17 protein-coding genes and 2 tRNA genes are annotated in these 18,841 nt (G+C 70.4%); 8 read left to right on the top strand and 11 right to left on the bottom strand.

Annotated elements, in window-relative coordinates; all coding sequences use genetic code 11:
• Positions 1-77: 77 nt before the first annotated feature.
• A complete protein-coding gene (locus ACFVY3_RS08430) occupies positions 78-485 on the top strand; it encodes a hypothetical protein (protein WP_400159405.1) in 408 nt (135 codons plus the stop codon).
• Between the two features lie 54 nt (positions 486-539).
• On the opposite strand, the gene ACFVY3_RS08425 is transcribed toward ACFVY3_RS08430, so the two are convergent.
• The 6 genes from ACFVY3_RS08425 to ACFVY3_RS08400 form a co-directional block, all read right to left on the bottom strand.
• Positions 540-612: transfer RNA gene (locus tag ACFVY3_RS08425), tRNA-Asn, on the bottom strand.
• Between the two features lie 125 nt (positions 613-737).
• Positions 738-810 (bottom strand) — tRNA-Asn (locus ACFVY3_RS08420).
• Positions 811-891: 81 nt separating this feature from the next.
• Positions 892-2,895 carry a DNA primase gene (gene dnaG, locus ACFVY3_RS08415; RefSeq protein WP_400159404.1) on the bottom strand — a complete coding sequence of 668 codons (2,004 nt, stop codon included), beginning with the start codon at positions 2,893-2,895 and terminating at the stop codon, positions 892-894.
• A 25-nt stretch (positions 2,896-2,920) separates the two neighbouring features.
• Positions 2,921-4,210, bottom strand: a complete 1,290-nt coding sequence (locus ACFVY3_RS08410; RefSeq protein WP_377972261.1) for a deoxyguanosinetriphosphate triphosphohydrolase — start codon at positions 4,208-4,210, stop codon at positions 2,921-2,923.
• On the bottom strand, positions 4,203-5,381 hold the full coding sequence (gene dusB, locus ACFVY3_RS08405) for a tRNA dihydrouridine synthase DusB (protein WP_400159403.1): 1,179 nt from the start codon (positions 5,379-5,381) through the stop codon (positions 4,203-4,205). The genes ACFVY3_RS08410 and dusB overlap by 8 nt, the downstream gene beginning before the upstream one ends.
• A gap of 47 nt (positions 5,382-5,428) precedes the next feature.
• A complete protein-coding gene (locus ACFVY3_RS08400; protein WP_400159402.1) occupies positions 5,429-6,889 on the bottom strand; it encodes a YibE/F family protein in 1,461 nt (486 codons plus the stop codon).
• A gap of 187 nt (positions 6,890-7,076) precedes the next feature.
• Between ACFVY3_RS08400 and ACFVY3_RS08395 the strand changes: the two genes are divergently transcribed.
• The 4 genes from ACFVY3_RS08395 (at position 7,077) to ACFVY3_RS08380 (ending at position 11,128) form a co-directional block, all read left to right on the top strand.
• Positions 7,077-7,823, top strand: coding sequence for an alpha/beta hydrolase (locus ACFVY3_RS08395; protein WP_400159401.1), 747 nt, complete (start codon positions 7,077-7,079; stop codon positions 7,821-7,823).
• Positions 7,823-8,674: a DUF1295 domain-containing protein gene (locus ACFVY3_RS08390; RefSeq protein WP_377972266.1), complete on the top strand. Its 852-nt coding sequence runs from the start codon at positions 7,823-7,825 to the stop codon at positions 8,672-8,674. Before ACFVY3_RS08395 ends, ACFVY3_RS08390 begins: the two co-directional genes overlap by 1 nt.
• Positions 8,674-9,504 carry a lysophospholipid acyltransferase family protein gene (locus ACFVY3_RS08385; protein WP_400159400.1) on the top strand — a complete coding sequence of 277 codons (831 nt, stop codon included), beginning with the start codon at positions 8,674-8,676 and terminating at the stop codon, positions 9,502-9,504. The genes ACFVY3_RS08390 and ACFVY3_RS08385 overlap by 1 nt, the downstream gene beginning before the upstream one ends.
• A gap of 175 nt (positions 9,505-9,679) precedes the next feature.
• A complete protein-coding gene (locus tag ACFVY3_RS08380) occupies positions 9,680-11,128 on the top strand; it encodes a short-chain fatty acid transporter (RefSeq protein WP_400159399.1) in 1,449 nt (482 codons plus the stop codon).
• Between the two features lie 82 nt (positions 11,129-11,210).
• Here the strand turns inward: ACFVY3_RS08380 and ACFVY3_RS08375 are convergent, their stop codons facing one another.
• The 3 genes from ACFVY3_RS08375 to ACFVY3_RS08365 all read right to left on the bottom strand — a co-directional run bounded on the left by ACFVY3_RS08375 (position 11,211) and on the right by ACFVY3_RS08365 (position 14,715).
• Positions 11,211-12,227: a GNAT family N-acetyltransferase gene (locus ACFVY3_RS08375; RefSeq protein WP_400159398.1), complete on the bottom strand. Its 1,017-nt coding sequence runs from the start codon at positions 12,225-12,227 to the stop codon at positions 11,211-11,213.
• Positions 12,228-12,229: 2 nt separating this feature from the next.
• A complete protein-coding gene (locus tag ACFVY3_RS08370) occupies positions 12,230-13,615 on the bottom strand; it encodes a glycine--tRNA ligase (RefSeq protein WP_377972270.1) in 1,386 nt (461 codons plus the stop codon).
• A gap of 125 nt (positions 13,616-13,740) precedes the next feature.
• Complete coding sequence (locus tag ACFVY3_RS08365; protein WP_400159397.1) at positions 13,741-14,715, bottom strand: DMT family transporter; 975 nt, start codon at positions 14,713-14,715, stop codon at positions 13,741-13,743.
• Positions 14,716-14,748: 33 nt separating this feature from the next.
• On the opposite strand from ACFVY3_RS08365, the gene ACFVY3_RS08360 reads away from it, so the two are divergent.
• Positions 14,749-14,985 carry an RNA-binding S4 domain-containing protein gene (locus tag ACFVY3_RS08360; RefSeq protein ID WP_400159396.1) on the top strand — a complete coding sequence of 79 codons (237 nt, stop codon included), beginning with the start codon at positions 14,749-14,751 and terminating at the stop codon, positions 14,983-14,985.
• A gap of 20 nt (positions 14,986-15,005) precedes the next feature.
• Here ACFVY3_RS08360 and ACFVY3_RS08355 read toward each other — a convergent pair whose 3' ends face one another.
• Complete coding sequence (locus ACFVY3_RS08355) at positions 15,006-15,668, bottom strand: alpha/beta hydrolase (RefSeq protein WP_290258423.1); 663 nt, start codon at positions 15,666-15,668, stop codon at positions 15,006-15,008.
• Positions 15,669-15,816: 148 nt separating this feature from the next.
• Here ACFVY3_RS08355 and ACFVY3_RS08350 point away from each other — a divergent pair, with 148 nt between their 5' ends.
• Positions 15,817-16,656: an SGNH/GDSL hydrolase family protein gene (locus ACFVY3_RS08350; RefSeq protein WP_377972511.1), complete on the top strand. Its 840-nt coding sequence runs from the start codon at positions 15,817-15,819 to the stop codon at positions 16,654-16,656.
• A 65-nt stretch (positions 16,657-16,721) separates the two neighbouring features.
• Entirely contained in the window at positions 16,722-17,324 is a 603-nt protein-coding gene (locus tag ACFVY3_RS08345; RefSeq protein WP_400159395.1) for a hypothetical protein, read from the top strand.
• Between the two features lie 19 nt (positions 17,325-17,343).
• Here ACFVY3_RS08345 and ACFVY3_RS08340 read toward each other — a convergent pair whose 3' ends face one another.
• Positions 17,344-18,828, bottom strand: a complete 1,485-nt coding sequence (locus ACFVY3_RS08340) for a CoA-acylating methylmalonate-semialdehyde dehydrogenase (protein WP_400159394.1) — start codon at positions 18,826-18,828, stop codon at positions 17,344-17,346.
• Between the last annotated feature and the right edge of the window lie 13 nt (positions 18,829-18,841).

Genomic DNA, 18,841 nt, shown 5'->3' with positions numbered 1-18,841 from the left:
GCTGGCACGCTCTGGCCGCCCGCTCGGGGCCGGTCCCGGCCCTGTTCCCGCCCGGCGGCGGGCGATAAGGTTATGGTGTGCCCGAACGGCAGGACCTCCCTCCCCTCCCGGCCACGTGGCAGCGGTGCGATGACGGCATCCTGCCCCTGTGGTGGGAGCGGTTGTGTTCGCAAACCAGCCCCCAATCGGCGGCGCTCTACGCGGCAGGGCTCTTCACGGAGGACCGCCGCCGGCCGATCGCGCAGTGGTACAACCCCGCTTTCGACGCCGCCCTGCTGGTAGCCCCCGAGACGTCCCCGGAATGGCCGGTGCAGCGCTTCGGCATCTTCTACGCCCCGCCGCGCGGCGGGTTCACCCGGGTCCACTCCGGCGCCCACGAATGGCACCCCCGCGAACCCCGGCAGTCCCCCACCGAGGAAGAGGCCTTCCAGGCCGCCGTCGGCGAGGCGGAACGCTTCCTGCAGGTGGAAACGTTCTTCGTCTGAGCGCACAAGAAAAGGCCCCGCAGCCGGCTGTTCGCCGGCCGCGGGGCCTGTCCGCTCCTCCTGCTGGACTTGAACCAGCAACCCTTCGATTAACAGTCGAATGCTCTGCCAATTGAGCTAAGGAGGAATGAAGCAGGTATGACATTAGCAAAGGTTTTACCGCTAAGGAAATCGGCCCCCGGCGACTCGGCAGATACCCCCGCTGGGTATAAAAAAGTCCCCGCTCCGGCGAACCGGAACGGGGACTGTGCGCTCCTCCTGCTGGACTTGAACCAGCAACCCTTCGATTAACAGTCGAATGCTCTGCCAATTGAGCTAAGGAGGAATGAAGCGGGTACCAGCCTAGCAAACCCGCGGCCCGGAAGCGAAATCGACGGCCGCCGGGTCCCCGTTGCGGGGCGAGGCCTCAGGAATCGGCGCGCAAGGACCGCCGCTGCATCTCCAGTTCCATCAGCTCGCGGTTGAGTCGCTGGAACTCCTCCGGGTTCGCGGCGGCGTCGAGGCGCTGCAACTGGCCCATCTTGTCCGCCTTGACCCGCGTGATCTGCAGTTCGAACAGCCGGGCCAGGATGTCCCGGCAGTAGCGCTGCACGGCGTCCTCGGTGCTGGCCGGCAACGGCACCACCGAGAGCTCGGAGACGAGCGGACGGAGCGGTTCCGGAACCTCCTGGAGCAGCTCGGCGACCCAGCGGGCCGGATCCGCGGCCGAGGCCAGGCCCGTGGCGCGGATGGCCTCGTGGATCGCGAGGTAGGCCGGGGTGGAGAACCGCGCCTCGGAGAAGCGCTCCCAGGTGGTCCCCTCCAGCATCGAGGGTTGCTGCAGCACCACTTCCAGCGCCTGCCGTTCCATCGCCGCGACGGGGTCGCGGGGATCGGGCCGGTTGAACGCGGGCAGCGCGGCCGACGGCGGCAGCGGCGCCACCCCCGGTGCACCCGGGTTCTGGCCCTGCTGAGGGTAGCCACCCTGATTCTGGTAGCCCTGCTGGTTCTGTTGGTAGCCGCCCTGCTGGCCGGCGGAACCGAAGCCGTTGCCCTGGCCCGCTCCCCCGCGGCCGCCCTGCTGACCGGGACCGCCCTGGGTGCCGCGCTTCATGGCCGCGCCCACGGCCCGGCTGACGTCCTCCACGGGCATCCCGAGCCAGCCGGCGAGCTCGCGGGCGTAGGCCGGGCGCATGCCGGCGTCGCGGATCTGCGCCACGACGGGCGCGGACTCGCGCAGCGCCGAGATCCGGCCCTCCACGGTGTCCAGGTTGTGCCGGCGCAGGGTGGCCCGGATGGCGAATTCGAAGAGCGGCCGGCGGGTGCCAATCAGGTCGCGTACGGCGGCGTCGCCCTTGGCCTGGCGCAGGTCGCAGGGGTCGGCCCCGGTGGGTTCGACCGCCACGTACGTCTGTGCGACGAACCGCTGGTCCTCCTCGAAGGCGCGCAGGGCGGCCTTCTGGCCGGCGGCGTCGCCGTCGAAGGTGAAGATGACCTCGCCTCCGCTGCCGTCGTCGGAGAGCAGCCGGCGGGCGATCTTGATGTGGTCCGTGCCGAAGGCGGTGCCGCAGGTGGCCACCGCCGTCGTCACACCGGCCAGATGGCAGGCCATCACATCGGTGTAGCCCTCCACCACCACCAGTTGCCGGTCCTTGGCGATGGTGCGCTTGGCCAGGTCGATCCCGTAGAGGACCTGGGACTTCTTGTAGAGCGCCGTCTCCGGGGTGTTGAGGTACTTGGGGCCCTGGTCGTCCTCGTAGAGCTTCCGGGCGCCGAAGCCGATGGTGTCCCCCGCGATGTCGCGGATGGGCCAGATCAGCCGGCCGCGGAACCGGTCATAAATCCCCCGGTTGCCCTCGGAGAACATGCCGGTGAGTTTCAGTTCCGCGTCCGTGAAGCCGCGGCCGCGGAGGTGCTTGAGCAGCGAGTCCCAGCCCTGCGGGGCGTAGCCGACGCCGAACTGCTCGGAGGCCGCCCGGTCGAAGCCGCGGCCGTAGAGGAAGTTCCGGCCTTCGGCCGCGCCCGGGGTCAGGAGCTGGGCGCGGAAGAATTCGTCGGCGATCTTGTGGGCGTCCAGGAGCCGCTGGCGGCGGCCGATCTCCTCACGGTTGGGGCCGGAGCCGCCGTCCTCGTAGCGGAGCTCGTAGCCGATCCGGGCGGCGAGCTTCTCGACCGCCTCATGGAAGGTGGTGTGGTCCAGCTTCTGCACGAAGGAGATCACGTCCCCGTCCTCGCCGCAGCCGAAGCAGTGGTACCGGCCCACCTGGGGGCGGACGGTGAAGGAGGGGGAACGCTCGTCGTGGAACGGGCAGAGGCCCTTGTAGGAGCCGAGGCCGGCGCCCTTGAGCGTGACGTAGCCGTCGACGACTTCCTTGATGTCGGTGCGCTGGCGCACCTCGTCGATGTCTTCGCGTTTGATCAGGCCGGCCACGGAGCCATCCTAGTCACTCCCGCTGTCACCACAGTGACGGTAGGCTGCCGACCAGCCGTTCATACATGGCCAGCGCGGAGCCGTCAGTCAGCGAGGCGACCTGGTCGATGACGACGCGCAGCCGCGCCCCGTCGTCGGCGGCGTCGCGCCAGTCCGCGGCGAACATCGGCTCGAGGTGCCGGTCGCCGGTGGCGTTCAACGCGGTCACCAGGGCGTGCAGGACCTCGCGCTGGCGTTCGTAGATCGGCTGCCGGTGTTCGGTGGTCATCACGAAGGTGGTGGCCAGGCCCTTCATCACCGCGATCTCCATCACGGTCTCGTCCGGGACAATCAGTTCGGCGTTGTAGCGGGTGAGGTTCTCCGGCCCGTACACGGCGCGGGTGGTCTCCAGGGCGCTCTGGCAGAACCTGCCGATGAGCTGGCTGGTCATGTCCTTCAGGGCCGCCATGGACTTGCGGCTGCCGTCGGCCTCGCGGACCCACACGCTGGTGGCCTCGAGGCGGGCCAGGGCGGCGTCGATCGCGGCCGGGTCGTTGTGCGGCAGGTACCACTGCTTAGCGTAGCCGACGACGCGGGCGCGGTGGTCCGGATTGTCCATCCAGCGCAGCTGGAAGTGCCCCGCGACGATCGCGTCCTCGACGTCGTGCACCGAGTACGAGATGTCGTCGGCCAGGTCCATGACCTGGGCCTCGAGGCAGGAGCGCCGCTCCGGGGCGCCCTCGCGGATCCAGTCGAAGATGGGCAGGTCGTCCTCGTAGGCGCCGAACTTGCTGGTGCGCTGGCCGTGGATGACCGGCGCGTTTTCCGCCGACCAGGGGTACTTGGCGGCGGCGTCGAGGCTGGCCCGGGTGAGGTTGAGCCCGGCCGGGCGGCCGTCCGCGGCGAGGACCTTCGGTTCCAGCCGGGTCAGCAGGCGCAGGGTCTGGGCGTTGCCCTCGAAGCCGCCGATCGCGTGCGCCACCTCGTTCAGGGCGGACTCGCCGTTGTGCCCGAAGGGCGGGTGTCCCAGGTCGTGGCTGAGGCATGCGGTGTCCACGACGTCGGGATCGCAGCCCAGGGCGCGGCCCAGTTCGCGGCCCACTTGGGCGACCTCGAGGCTGTGCGTGAGCCGGGTTCGGACGAAGTCGTCGGTATCCGGGGCGACCACCTGGGTCTTGGCGCCGAGCCGGCGCAGCGCCGAGGAGTGCAGCACCCGGGCGCGGTCCCGTTCGAAGTCGGACCGGTAGGTGCTCTTGGGCGGCTCCTCGACCCAGCGGGCGGTGTCGCTCTCCACGTAGCCGTCCAGCACCGGGGCGGCGGTCCGGGTCTCAGCCACCGGAGACGTCCAGTTCGGCGGCGGCGATCTCCTGGGACTGCTCCGCGTTCAGGCGGCGGTCCAGCAGCCAGTCCTTGGGCAGTGCGGGTTTCTTCGGCGAGCCGGCGCGGCCGCGGGGCCCCTCGGCGTCGACGCCCGGGTAGGGCGAGTCGAGGTCCAGCTCGTCCAGGGTGCCGCGGAGCACCTCCAGGCTGGTGACGAGGGCCAGCCGGTGGCGCAGGTCGCTGCCCACCACGTAGCCCTTGAGGTACCAGGCCATGTGTTTGCGGATCTCGCGCAGGGCCTTCCCCTCGTCACCGAAGGTCTCGACCATCAGTTCGGCGTGCCGGTAGATACCCTTGGCGACCTGCCGCAGTCCCGGCTTGTGCCGGACGTCGCTGCCCTCGAAGGCGGCCATCAGGTCGCCGAAGAGCCAGGGCCGGCCCTGGCACCCGCGGCCGACGACGACGCCGTCGACGCCGGTTTCCCGGACCATGCGGACGGCGTCCTCCGCGGACCAGATGTCGCCGTTGCCCAGGACGGGGATGTCCGGGAGGGCCTCGCGCAGCCGGGCGATGGCGGACCAGTCGGCCTGGCCGGAGTAGAACTGGGCGGCGGTGCGCCCGTGCAGGGCGACGGCGGCGACGCCCGAATCGCGGGCGATCCGGCCGGCGTCGAGGTAGGTCAGGTGGTCATCGTCGATGCCCTTGCGCATCTTGATGGTCAGCGGGATGTTGCCCTTGGAGGCTTCCTTGACGGCGGTCTGGACGATCGAGGTGAACAGGTCGATCTTCCAGGGCAGGGCGGAGCCGCCGCCGCGCCGGGTCACCTTGGGCACCGGGCAGCCGAAGTTGAGGTCGATGTGGTCCGCGCGGTCCTCCTCGACGAGCATCCGCACGGCCGCGCCGACGGTGACCGGGTCCACGCCGTAGAGCTGGACGGAGCGGACCTTTTCGTCGTCGTCGTGGGAGATGATGCGCAGCGATTCGGGGGTGCGCTCGACGAGGGCACGGGAGGTGACCATCTCCGCGACGTAGAGGCCGCCGCCGTATTCACGGCAGAGCCTGCGGAAGGCGGAGTTGGTGATGCCTGCCATCGGGGCGAGGATCACGGGCGTGTCCACCGTGATCGGGCCCAGCTTCAGGGGCGGCAGTTCCAGCTTGGGGGCGGGAGGGGTTGCTACAACAGTCACCCCTCCATTGTCTCAAAGCCGGACAAATCGAGGCCGCGCCGTGCCCGCTATGTGGAAACCGGGGCCGCGCGCCGGCCCCGGCGCTTCTCCGGCGGGGCATCCGGACCGGCGTCGACGGCCGGGGCCGGTTCCCGGCCGGCGGCGGGGCGCGGGTCCCGGTTGTCGGCGGGTCCCGGACTGCCGGCAACCGGCGCCGCGGGCCCGCCCGAACGGAGCCCGGTGGCCTTGACCACCAGCACGGCGATCAGGGTGGTCACGGGGATCGCCAGGACGAGCCCGATCGACCCGACCAGGGTGCGGACCACCTCTTCGGAGAGTTCGGCGCTGGTCAGTGCGTCCCCCAGCGGGCGCTCGTAGAGCATCACGATGATCAGGATGGGCAGCGCCGCGCCCGCATAGGCGAACGCGATGGTGTAGACGGTGGAGGCGATGTGGTCGCGGCCGATCCGCATGGCCGAGGCGAAGAGCTTCCGTGCCGAGGTCTCCGGTGCCAGTTCCCAGAGCTCCCAGACGGCGGAGGACTGGGTGATGGTGACGTCGTTGAGGACGCCGAGGCCGGAGATGATCAGCCCGCAGAGGATGATTCCGGAGATCGAGATGTGGTCCGAGACGTTGGCGAGCGTGGCGGCGTCGTGGTTCCCGACGCCGGCCAGGTTCGCCGCGTCCGTGGCCCAGGCTGCGAGCGCGGCGGTGATCGCCAGGCCGAACATGGTGCCCAGCAGCGCCGTCGAGGTCCGGGCGGTGAACCCGTGCGCGAAGTAGAGCACCCCGATCATGATCACGGTGGATCCGACCAGGGCCAGCAGCAGCGGCGGTTTGCCCTCCACGAGGCCGGGCAGCATGAAGGAGACCAGCACCGCATAGGCACCCACGAGGCCGATGAGCGCCCGCAGTCCGCGCCAGCGGGCGACGGCGATCACGACGACGGCGTAGAGCACCGCGAGCAGGATGATCGGCAGGGTCCGGACGAAGTCGACGAAGACGAACGCCGGGGAGCCGCCGGCGTCGGCGCCCTGGACCCGGGAGAGGTTGAGGTAGCGAATGTTGTCGCCGACCTTGACGCCGTGGGACTTGGCGACGTCGGGGTTGATCACCACCTTGACCGGGTTGCCGCCCTGGTCCGGTTCCGTCCAGGCGAAGGTGCACTGCGAGCCCGTTCCCGGAGCTTGGGGCTGGGCGGACTGCCCGTCGGCGGGCTGGCCCTGCTGGGCCGGCTGCTGCCCCTGCGCTGGCGTTTGACCCTGTGTGGTGTCCATGCAGCTGCCGGTCACGACGCGCTGGATCTTGCCGGTGTCGAAGGTGACGCCCGGGGCGGCGGCGTAGGGGCTGGCGAGGGTGAGGCCTTCCTTGCTGCCCGAGGGCCAGAGGAGGATCATCGCCACAATGGTCAGGACGGTCAAAGGCGCCAGGACCGCCGCCAGGATCCAGTTGGCTTTGCGGCGGGCCGCGAGGGCACGGGGCGACGGCGGTTCGGCCGGGTGCGGGGCGTGCGAGTGTCCGGCGCCCATCAGCAGGTGATCTCCATGCCGAAAATCCTACGGGGAGAACGTTGCCGCCCGGGCACGGTGGCACGGCGCACCCATCCCCGCCGTGGCGGGTTCCGAATCACCGCGGGACATAAACTCGGCGTGCGGGAACTTCGCCCGCGGGCCCGGTGTTGGTATGGGCAGGACAAGCAGGGTGGAGGACACTATCGTGGCCAGGCGAATTGCAGACGAGCGCGAACACACGGGCCCGGGCCCGGAGGCCCGGGCGGAGCTGAGCGTCGCCGACGCCGAGGGGCAGACCCGCGGCGTCGCACTGGTGCTGCACGGTGGACGGGCGGACAGCTTCGACCAGGTCCGTGCCCGGCACCTCAGCCCGGCCCGGATGCTGCCCTTCGCCCAGGCCCTGCGCAGCCAGGGCGGACCGCATGGCCTGGCGGTCTGGACCATGCGGAACCGGTACCGCGGCTGGAACGGCCCGGACATGTCCCCCGTGCAGGACGCCCGCTGGGCCCTGTCGCAGATCGCGCGCGAACACCCGGGCGTCCCGGTGTTCCTGCTGGGCCACTCCATGGGCGGCCTCACGGCCCTCTGCGTCGCCGACGATCCGCAGGTTGCCGCCGTCGTCGCCCTCGCCCCCTGGCTGACCGCCGCGACGCCGGTGGAGCGCGTGGCGGGCCGCCGCGTCCTGATCGTCCACGGGGACGAGGACCGCTGGACCAGCCCGGTGAACTCCCTGGCCTACGCCCGCCGTGCGGAGGGGATCGCCGCCTCGATTGACTACGTCTCGCTCACCGGCGCCGGGCACTTTATGTTCCGCCGGGTGGGGCTCTGGAACTCCCTGGCCAATGGCTTCATCCTGGACTCGTTTGCCGCCAGCACCGGCGCCAAGCCTGCCGGAACCGATGCTCTCCGCCAGGTGCTGCCGGCCGCGGCTGCGCTGCCAGTGGTTCTCTAATGCAGGCTTTCCCGCCGCTGGACTTCCCGCTGGAGGCCTTCCTGGCCAGCCTTCCCTGGGCCGCACTGGCCGTGGCGGCACTGCTGGCCGTGACCTTCGCCGTCGCCGTCCGGCAGCGCCGGCACTCGGTGATGGACGTGGTGTGGGGGCCCGGCTTCGTGGTCGTGGCGGCGGTGTCCTGGCTGCTCTCAGCCGGGCACGGCGACGGCGGCCGGCGCCTCCTGCTGCTGGTGCTCGTGGCAGTCTGGGGCCTGCGGCTGGGAGCGCACATCGGCGTCCGGGCGCGCGGCGGGCACGAGGACCCGCGCTACACCGCCATGCTCGACGGCGCGCCGGGCTCCCGGGATGTCTACGCCCTGCGCCGCGTCTACCTGCCCCAGGGCATCGTGCTCTTCTTCGTCTCCCTAACGCTGCAGGTGGGGATGTTCGCCACCGCTCCCCTGGGCTGGCTGGCCCTGGCCGGGGCGCTGCTGTGGGCCGTCGGCTTCGTCTTCGAAACCGTCGGCGACCGGCAGCTGGCGCAGTTCAAGGCCGATCCCGCCCGGCGCGGGACCGTTTTGGACACCGGCCTCTGGCGCTACACCCGGCACCCGAACTACTTCGGTGACGCGGCCGTCTGGGCCGGCCTGTTCCTGGTGGCGGCGGACTCCTGGCCGGGCATCCTCACCGTCCTCTCCCCCGCCCTGATGATCTGGACCCTGGCCGGCAAGACCGGCAAACCGCTGACCGAGAAGGCCATGGCCGGCCGGCCGGGCTACCGGGAATACGTTGAGGCGACCTCGGGCTTCCTGCCGTGGCCGCCGCGGACCCGCCGCGCCGCAACGGGCACGGGCACGGGTAGGGGGCAATAATGGGACGGTTCCCGCACTGGCGTCCGGCGCCTAACGACCGCTTCTACCGCTCGATCGTGCGCACCGGGCAGGCCCTGCGCTGGTTGTTCCAGATCCGGATCATCGTCACGGGCCAGGAGCACCTGCCGGCCCCGGACCACCGCGGCACCGCCTCCCGCACCCCGGTTCCCGGCTCCGGGGCCGTCGTCGCGATCACCCACTTCGGGTACCTCGACTTCGCCGCCGCCGAACTGCTGCTCTGGGCCCGCAACAGGGCGCAGATGCGCTTCCTCATCACCCAGGGCGCGGCTGACCACTGGTTCGCCGGCCCCGCCGTGAGCGCCGCCGGGCACGTCGTCGTCGGCTACGAGACGGGCTCCCACGCCTACGACGCCGCCGTTCAAAAACTCCGCGCCGGCGAGTACGTGGCGATCCTGCCCGAGGCCGGCGTCAGCCGCAGCTTCAAGGTCCGCGAATGCAAGACCGGCGCGGTGCGGATGGCCGCCGAGGCGGGCGTCCCCATCATCCCGGTCTCGGTCTGGGGCGCGCACCGGATCATGACCCGGCACCACGGCTTCTCGCCGCTGCGGGCCTGGCGCGCCCCCGTGCGGGTGCACGTGGGCGAACCTCTCACACCCGGTCCGGGGGTGGACGTCGCCGCCGCCACCGAGGCGCTGCGGACGGCACTCCAGGACGGGATCGACGTCGCCATGGCCGACTTTCCGCTCCGCCCCGCGCCCGGGGCCTGGTGGATGCCCGCCGACCACGGCGGCGGCGCTCCCACGGAGGAACAGCGGCGCCGGCTGGACGAGGCCGAGGGCCCCCGCCGCGCCCGCGCCCGCCGCCGCTGAGCTCCAACGCTGTGCTTCGCCGCCGCTGACCGCGGCAGATCGACCGCTCGGCGCTCCGCCGCCCGCCTGAGAGCCTGGGCCGGGCCAACACGCGCCGATAAACCCGGGCCGGGGCGGGGCGCTGGCTAAACTCCATCGGGTAGAAAAACGCACTCAATGGAGAGGTACACCCCCGGTGGCAAACACAGCCCTGACCACAAGCACGATCGGCGAGGAACGCGGTCTCGCCCGGATCGCCCAACGGATGGCCGCCTGGACGGAGAAGTGGTTCCCGGACGCCTACATCTTCGCCCTCGCCGGGGTCATCATCATCGCCCTCGCCGCACTGGCCATCGGCGCCTCCCCGCAGTCGATCGCAGACTCCTTCGGCAACGGCTTCTGGGACCTGACCGCCTTCACCCTGCAGATGGCCATGGTGGTCCTCACCGGCTACGTCGTGGCAACGTCCCCTCCGGTGGCGCGCCTGATCAACCGCCTGGCCATGGTCCCGGCCACCGCGCGCACCGCCGTCAGCTTCGTGGCCCTGATGTCCATGTCCGTGTCCTTCCTCAACTGGGGCCTGAGCCTGATCTTCGGCGGCCTGCTGGCCCGCGCCATCGCCCGCCGCAAGGACCTCACCGTCGACTACCGGGCCCTCGGCGCGGCCGCGTTCATGGGCCTCGGCGCCGTCTGGGCCCTCGGCCTGTCCTCCTCCGCCGCCCAGCTGCAGGCCACCCCGGCCTCGCTGCCGCCGGCGCTGCTGAAAATCACCGGCGTCCTGGACTTCGGCACCACCATCTTCACCTGGCAGTCGCTGCTGACCCTCGCCATCCTGATGCTGCTGACCACCGTGATCGCGCACTTCTCCGCCCCGCAGGGCGGCTCCATCCGCACCGCGCAGGACCTGGGCGTAGACCTCGACGACGCCCCGACCGAGCCGGCACCCCGGTCCCGTCCGGGTGAATGGCTCGAATACAGCCGGATCCTGCCGATCCTGGCCGGGCTCCTGACCCTGGGCTGGCTGGTCTCCCAGTTCCTGACCAAGCCGTTCCTGTCCGTGGTCAGCAGCCTCAACGGCTACCTGCTGGTCTTCCTCATCCTGGGCCTGGTGCTGCACGGCACGCCGCGGAACTTCCTGCAGGCGGTCACCAAGGCCGTCCCGGCCACCGCCGGCATCCTGGTCCAGTTCCCGCTCTACGCCGCGATGGCCGCAATCCTGACCAAGGCCACCGGCGCCGGCGGCATGTCCATCTCCGGGCACCTGGCCGAATTCTTCGCCCAGATCGGCAGCGGCGGCGGCTTCGCCGTCGTTATTGCCCTCTACACCGCGGTGCTGGGCCTGCTGGTCCCCTCCGGCGGCGGCAAGTGGCTGGTGGAGGCCCCGTACGTGATGCAGTCCGCCACGGACGTGCAGATGAACCTGGGCTGGACGGTGCAGATCTACAACATCGCCGAGGCGCTGCCGAACCTGGTCAACCCGTTCTTCATGCTGCCGCTGCTCGCGGTGCTGAAGCTGCGGGCCCGCGACCTGGTCGGCTTCACCTTCCTGCAGTTCCTCTTCCACCTCCCGGTGGTGCTCCTGCTGGTCTGGCTGCTGGGCATGACCTTCGACTTCGTCCCGCCGGTAATGCCTTCGGGAAAGTAGCGGGGAAGTAGCCCTTAACCCAACTGACCCGCAGCCGTTGTCATCATGACAACAGCTGCGGGTCAGTGTGTTTTAAGGCGGCTTAGGCCGGGTCGGAGAGGACCAGCGTGTCCGCCTCGGCCAGCCGGGCGGTGCCTGCCTCCAGCAGGGGTTCGACGACGGCGGTCAGCGCCTCCATGGAGTCATCCAGTTCCAGCAGCACCGGGTACTGGTAGGCGATCAGCGCCAGCAGGTCCCGGACGGCGGCCCGGGCGTCCTCGGCGGACAGCTCCGGGTCGTGGCCCAGGAACACGTCCGAGGGCTCGGCCCCGGCCGCACCGGCGTCCGGGGTGCCCGTCTCCAATGCGCCGGTCTCCAGGGCGCCCTGGGCGTAGCTGACGGCGAAGGCCTGCAGCTTGCCCTTCCTGCTGGCCGGAACGCCTGCGCCGAAGGCACTGGCCTTCGGCGCGCGCAGCACGATCGCCCCGCGGGCCCCGGTCAGGTCGTCGAGGAAGAGCCGCTGCACGGTGGCGACGCTGAGCTCCCCCGGGGTGTCCCAGTGGTGCACGGCGGTGTAGTACCGGCCCACGACGTCGCTCAGTTCCACCGAACCCGTGGCCAGGTCCTCAACCCGCTCGGAAGCCGCGGCCTCGGAGCCGTCGCCGAAGACGGGCAGCTTCAGGGCGCCGGGTTCGACCACCACCAGGCGGGACCGCTGGATGGGTGTCAGGCCGGCGGCCTCGGCGAAGCCGGCGCCGGGGGTGCCGGGTTCAACCTTGGTCCGCAGCCGGGTCACGCCGGAGGGCGACTGCTGGGCCTCGTGCCGGAGCATGGCCAGCAGCGTCGAGCCAATGCCGGCCCGGCGGTGGTCCCGGGCCACCTCCACGTACACCCAGAGGCGTTCCGGGTGCAGCGTGGCCTCGTGCACGACGCCGGCCGCGACCGGGATGGCCACGCCGTCGACGACGTCCTCGGCCACGATGCAGCGGCGCCACGGGGTGTTGCTGGAGGGCGCCAGGGCGGCGCGGAACTGCCGGGCCTGGTCCGTTTCCGGGCCGCCCCAGATTTCCAGCAGCGCCAGGTCGTCGCCGTCGCGCCAGGGGCGGTACTCGATCGCCATGCTCAGGCGCCGATCAGCCGCGCGGCGAGGTAGCCCTCCACCTTGTCCAGGGAGACGCGCTCCTGGCTCATGGTGTCGCGCTCACGGATGGTGACGGCCTGGTCCTCAAGGGTGTCGAAGTCCACGGTGATGCAGAACGGGGTGCCGATCTCGTCCTGGCGGCGGTAGCGGCGGCCGATCGCGCCGGCGTCGTCGAAGTCGATGTTCCAGTTCTTGCGCAGCTGCGCGGCGAGGTCCTTGGCCTTGGGCGAGAGGTCCTCGTTGCGGCTCAGCGGCAGGACGGCGGCCTTGACCGGGGCCAGGCGCGGGTCCAGCTTGAGCACGGTGCGGACGTCGACCCCGCCCTTGGCGTTGGGGGCCTCGTCCTCGACGTACGCGTCGATCATGAACGCCATGAAGGATCGGGTCAGGCCGGCGGCGGGCTCGATCACGTACGGGGTGTAGCGCTCGTTGGTGGCCTGGTTGAAGTAGCTCAGGTCCTGGCCGGAGGCCTTCGAGTGGGTGGAGAGGTCGAAGTCGGTGCGGTTGGCGATGCCCTCGAGCTCGCCCCACTCGGAGCCGGAGAAGCCGAAGCGGTACTCGATGTCCGTGGTGCCCTTGGAGTAGTGGCTGAGCTTTTCCTTCGGGTGTTCGAAGAAGCGCAGGTTTTCCTCGCGGATACCCAGGCCGGTGTACCAGGCCATGCGCTCCTTCATCCAGTACTCGTGCCACTGCTCGTCGGTGCCGGGCTCGACGAAGAATTCCATTTCCATCTGCTCAAACTCGCGGGTGCGGAAGATGAAGTTGCCCGGCGTGATCTCGTTGCGGAAGGACTTGCCGATCTGGCCGATGCCGAACGGCGGCTTCTTCCGGGAGGTGGTGAGCACGTTGTTGAAGTTCACGAAGATGCCCTGGGCGGTTTCGGGGCGCAGGTAGTGCAGGCCCTCTTCGCTGGCCACCGGGCCCAGGTAGGTCTTGAGCAGGCCGGAGAATTCCTGCGGCTCGGTCCACTGGCCGCGGGTGCCGCAGTTGGCGCAGACGATGTCCTTGAGGCCGTTCTCGGCCGGGCGGCCCTTCTTCTCCTCGTACTCTTCCTCGAGGTGGTCGGCGCGGTAGCGCTTGTGGCAGGAGAGGCATTCGACCAGCGGGTCGGAGAAGACCTCGACGTGGCCGGAGGCTTCCCAGACCTGGCGGGGCAGGATGACGGAGGAGTCCAGGCCAACGACGTCCTCGCGGCCGCGGACGACCGACTGCCACCACTGCCGCTTGATGTTTTCCTTCAGCTCGGCACCGAGGGGACCGTAGTCCCAGGCAGAGCGTGAGCCTCCGTAGATTTCGCCGGCCTGGAAGACGAATCCCCGTCGCTTGGCGAGGGAGATGATCTGGTCGAGTACGGATTTTGCTGCCATGGGAACTCCATTTTCTACAGGGCCGCTGGGTGCGGTCCGCGCTGTTGGCCCCGGGTCACCGGCTGGTTGCCGGGCGGGGTGGTACGAAAGGGGTGATTCAAGGTCCTAGCCTACCCGTGTGGCCCCTACCGTTTCAGCGCGTTCCGGGACCAGGGCAGGCTGGCCAGGACGATCGCGGCGAGGGTGAGCAGGGTGCCCAGCACGGTGGGGAGGGCGACGACGGTGCCGGGGGCCGGCAGCGCGAGGTCCAGGCCGAGCGAGCCGAGGAGCTGCCCGGCGATCATGCCGAGGCCGGTGACCAGCACGCCCAGGCTGCGGACCAGGAACGCGGCGACGGCGATGAAGATGCAGCCCATCGGGCCGCCGAGGTAGTACCACCACTGTCCGGGCAGGCCGTTGCCGGCCCCGGCGATGGCCAGTTTGATACCCCAGGCCAGCCACAGCAGCACGCTGCCGGCGATGAAGTTCACCAGGGTGGCGGTGATGGGGGTGCCGTAGTGGACGGTAGCGGTGCCGTTCATCGCCTGCTGGAAACTCATCAGGAAACCGGCCAGCACGGGCAGCAGCACCGGGAGGATGAGCTGCAGCGGGTCGGGGGCGCCGGCGCCCCCGGAGAAGCGGGGTGAGACGGCCCAGGCGACGGCGGCGACGGTGAGGACGCTGCCGAGGACCCGGATGCCGGTGATGGGCCGCTTGCCCGCCGGGCCGATGCCCATCCGGTCCACCAGCAGGCCGCTGAGGGTCTGGCCGGTGACGGCGGCGACGGTGAACAGCGCCACGCCGAGCAGGCCCACGGTGAAGGACTGGGCGAAGACGAAGAGTCCGCCGATGGCACCAGCCAGCACGTAGTAGCGGGGGAAGCGGCGTTCCCGCAGGGCCGGCAGCACCTCCGCCAGCCCTGCCCTGCCCCTGGGCAGCGCCAGGGTGATGGCGATCATCAGGATCAGGCCGGTGGTGAAGCTCACCACAGCGGCGGCCAGGCCGTCGGCGAGCGCCGTGCCGAGGGCGCCGTTGACGCGGGCCTGGACGGGGACCAGGAGGCCGGCGGTGACGGCGGCGAGGAGTCCGAGCGGCAGCGGCAGCCGGGGCGTGTGGGTCATTGGTGGCACCTTTGGTCAGGCATTATTGCTTGTATGAGCAACCCGGAAATTGATGAGGTCCCGATCCGCGACGAGATGATCCGGCTGGGGCAGCTGTTGAAGCTGGCCAGCCTGGTCGAGGACGGGGTGGAAGCGGCGGAGCTGATCAAGAACGGGCTTGTAAAGGTCAACGGGGAGATCGAGGAGCGCCGCGGCCGGCAGTTGCACCACGGCGACGTGGTCACGGTCAACGGCGAGTCGGTCCGGATCAGCACCCCCGCGCGAGCCTAGCGCGGCGTCACGGCAGTCCCCTAGGCGGTGAGCACCTCGTGGGTGAGGAACTCCCCCACATGGCCCACCTCCTGCTGGTTGATGCCGTGCCACATGCCCGTGTAGAGCACCTTGGTGAGCTTGACGTGCCTGCGCACCCAGCCCATGGTGAATTCGATCTTGTCCGGGGTGATCACCGGGTCCTGCTGGTCCCGCCCCCAGAACATCGGAACGGTGCCATCCAGATCGGCGTCGTGGAAGGTGGGGTCACCGGCGGCGTCCACGGCGAAGCCGGAGAGGCCGACGACGGCGGCGTAGGCCCCGGGGCGGCGGCGCAGCAGTGTGGTGGCCAGCGCCATCCCCATCGAGAAGCCCAGCAGCGTCACCGACGGGTGCTCCCCGCGGACCGAGTCGATCCAGTGCTCGGCGTAGGCGGCGGCTTCCTTGACGGCGTCGAGGGAGTACTCGATGGACGCCGTCAGCGGGAACCACGTGAAGCCGGGGCCGGTGGGCAGCGGTGCCCGCAGCGCGGCCACGACGAACTCCTGCGGCAGCATGTCCGCGAGGCTCATCAGGTCCTGTTCGTTGGCGCCGTAGCCGTGCAGCAGCACCAGCAGGGGCCGCCCGGCCCGCTCGGATTCGGGCCGGGACCAGAGGACGACGGGTTCGGGAAAGGTTGCCGGGTAGCCGGCGGCGTCAGTCATGGCTCCATTCTTGCAGTTACCAATCAGTAACATGCGACGGTGGCGCGATTTGCGGGGCAGGGGGCAGGATGGAACGGTGAGCGAAACAAAAGCAACGGAGAACGATCCGGACCGCACGGTCAACCACCCCTGGACCCGCTACGTGGCGATGGGCGATTCCTTCACCGAGGGGATCGGCGACCCGGAACCCGCAAGCCCCGGCGGCCACCGCGGCTGGGCGGACCGCGTGGCCGAGGAGCTCAGCCGGGGGCACGACGACTTCGCCTACGCCAACCTGGCGGTGCGCGGCCGGTTGCTGCAGCAGATCGTGGACCAGCAGCTCGCCAACTGCCTCTCGCTGAAGCCGGACCTCGTCACCCTCTCCGCCGGCGGCAACGACCTGATCCGCCCCGGCGGCGACCCCGACGTGCTGGCCGAGCGACTGGACTCGGTGGTGCAGATCCTGAGCCTGAACGGCGCCACGGTGGTGCTGTTCAACGGCCCCGACACGGGGTCCTCGGTGCTGGGCAGAATCCGGAGCAAGGTGGCGATCTACAACGAGAACCTCCGCACGGTGGCGGCCCGGCACGACGCGGTGATCGCGGACATGTGGTCCCTCCGGCAGCTGAGCGACCCGCAGATGTGGGACGCGGACCGGCTGCACTTCTCCCCGCTGGGCCACCACACGATCGCCGCGATGGTGCTCGATTCCCTGAACGTCCAGCACACCCTGGAACCGCTCTCCCCCAAGCCGCTGCCGCCGCAGACGTGGCGCGAGGCGCGCACCGGGGACCTGATCTGGGCCCGGGAGCACTTCGTGCCGTGGGTAGTGCGCCGGCTGCGGCACCGCTCCTCCGGCGACGGCATCACCGCCAAGCGCCCGCTGGCCGGGCCGGTGTTCGGCCCCGGCGTGCCGCTGGGCTCCGGCGAGGGGCCCAAGGGCACCGGAACGGGCGCCGCCGGCGGTTCGGCCGGCACCGCGGACGCCGCCGACGCCCTGCGGTCCTGAGTCCGGCACGGGCCGCGGGTGCCGGGCGTTAAGCTGGGAGATCATCTTCTGAGAGGCCCGGTACCGTGAGTATTTTCTTCTGGATCATCATCCTGTCCCTCGTGATTCCTGCTGCCTTGCGCTACTACCGGCGCTCGGTGCAGAACAAGAACCGGGACCAGGGCCCGTACCAGGGCACGCCGGGCGGCTTCGGAGGTTTCCCCGGCACCGGCCCGGGACCCGGCCAGAGCAACCAGCCGCGGGACGGCTTTACCCAGCGGGACTACTACGGCGGCTTCGGCCGGCTCAATCCCCCGCAGCCGCCCGCAGGCCAGCCTTACCCTGACCAGTACCCGGGAAACCAGTACCCCGCCGGCCAGCCCTACCCAGGCAATCCTGCCCCGGGTACCCAGTACCCGGGCAGCCCGTACCCCGCCAACCAGTTCCCCGCGCCGCAGCCGCCGGTCCCCTACGAGGACAGCGAGCAGTACCGGAACAACCCGCCCCGGCCCACCCCGCAGCCGCAGGGTTCAGACAGCCCGCAGGGCGTGCCGCCTGTACCGCCGCCGTCGTCGAACGCGCAGGGCTACCGCGCCCGCAAGCTCGCCGAGCTGGACCAGATGTACAGCAACGGCGAGCTTGCGATGGAGGACTACATGGCCCGGCGCGCGGAGATCATGAAGGGCTGACCGCGACGGGTCCGCCGCCCTAGTCGACCTGCGGGAAGCCCAGGTCGATCACCGAGGTGGAGGGGTCCGGCCAGCGGGTGGTGACCACCTTGCCGCGGGTGTAGAAACGGATGCTTTCCGGGCCGTACATGTGGGTGTCGCCGAAGAGCGAGTTCTTCCAGCCGCCAAAGGAGAAGGTGCCCACCGGCACCGGGATCGGGACGTTGACGCCCACCATGCCGGCCTCGACGTCGAACTCGAACTGGCGCGCCGCGCCGCCGTCGCGGGTGAAGATCGCCACGCCGTTGCCGAACTCGTTGTCGTTGACCAGCTGCACCGCGTCGGCGTAGGTCTCGACCCGGACCACCGAGAGCACGGGGCCAAAGATTTCGTCGTCGTAGACCTTCATGCCGGGCTTGACGTGGTCGATCAGGCTGACGCCGATGAAGAAGCCGTTGGAGTCGAACTCCTGCTCGCGGCCGTCCACCACGACGGAGGCGCCCTCGTCCGCCGCGCCCGCCACGTAGGAGGCGACCTTGTCGCGGTGCTCGGCGGTGATCAGCGGACCCATCTGCGAGGCCGGGTCGGTGCCGGGACCGATCTTCAGGGTGGCCATCCGGGTCTTGATCGCGCCGACCAGGTCGTCGGCGATGTTGCCGACGGCCACCAGCACGCTGACGGCCATGCAGCGCTCACCGGCGGAGCCATAGGCGGCGGAGACCGCCGCGTCGGCGGCCATGTCCAGGTCAGCGTCCGGGAGGACCACCATGTGGTTCTTGGCGCCGCCGAGGGCCTGGACGCGCTTGCCGTGGTCGGCGGCGCGCTTGTAGATGGACTGGGCGATCGGGGTCGACCCGACGAAGCTGACGGCCTTCACGTGCGGGTGTTCCAGCAGCACGTCCACGGCCTCCTTGTCGCCGTGCACCACATTCAGGACGCCGGCGGGCAGCCCCGCCTCGGCGAAGACCTGGGCGATGAAGACTGCGGAGGACGGGTCCTTCTCGCTGGGCTTGAGCAGCACGGTGTTGCCGCAGGCCAGGGCGCTGCCGATCATCCACAGCGGCACCATGGCGGGGAAGTTGAACGGGGTGATGCAGGCGACGACGCCGACGGGTTGGCGGACGGAGTGGACGTCGACGCCGCCGGAAACCTGCTCGGAGCGTTCGCCCTTGAGGGCATGGGAGAGCCCGGTGGCGAACTCGATGTTCTCCAGGCCGCGGGTGATCTCGCCCTCCGCGTCGGAGAGGACCTTGCCGTGCTCGCTGGTCAGCAGCGCGGCCAGCTCCGGCCGGCGCTGCATCAGCAGCTCGCGGACGCGGAAGAAGATGGCAGTGCGGCGGGCGAGGCTGGTGGCGCGCCAGCCGGGCAGCGCGGCGCGGGCGGCCGCGATGGCTTCCTCGACCCGGGCGGCGGAGGCGAGGGCGACTTCCTTCTCCTGCTCGCCGGTGGCCGGGTTGAAGACGGGGCCGTAGCGCTCGGCGTCGGAGACCAGTTCGCCGTTGATGACGTGGGGAATGCGTTCCATGGGGGTTCTCTTT

This window comes from Arthrobacter sp. BPSS-3, from assembly GCF_044628475.1.
In the GTDB taxonomy this organism is placed as follows: Bacteria; Actinomycetota; Actinomycetes; order Actinomycetales; family Micrococcaceae; genus Arthrobacter.
The sequence above is the reverse complement of the archived record's forward strand: the minus strand, read 5'-3'. Positions and strand labels throughout refer to the sequence as shown.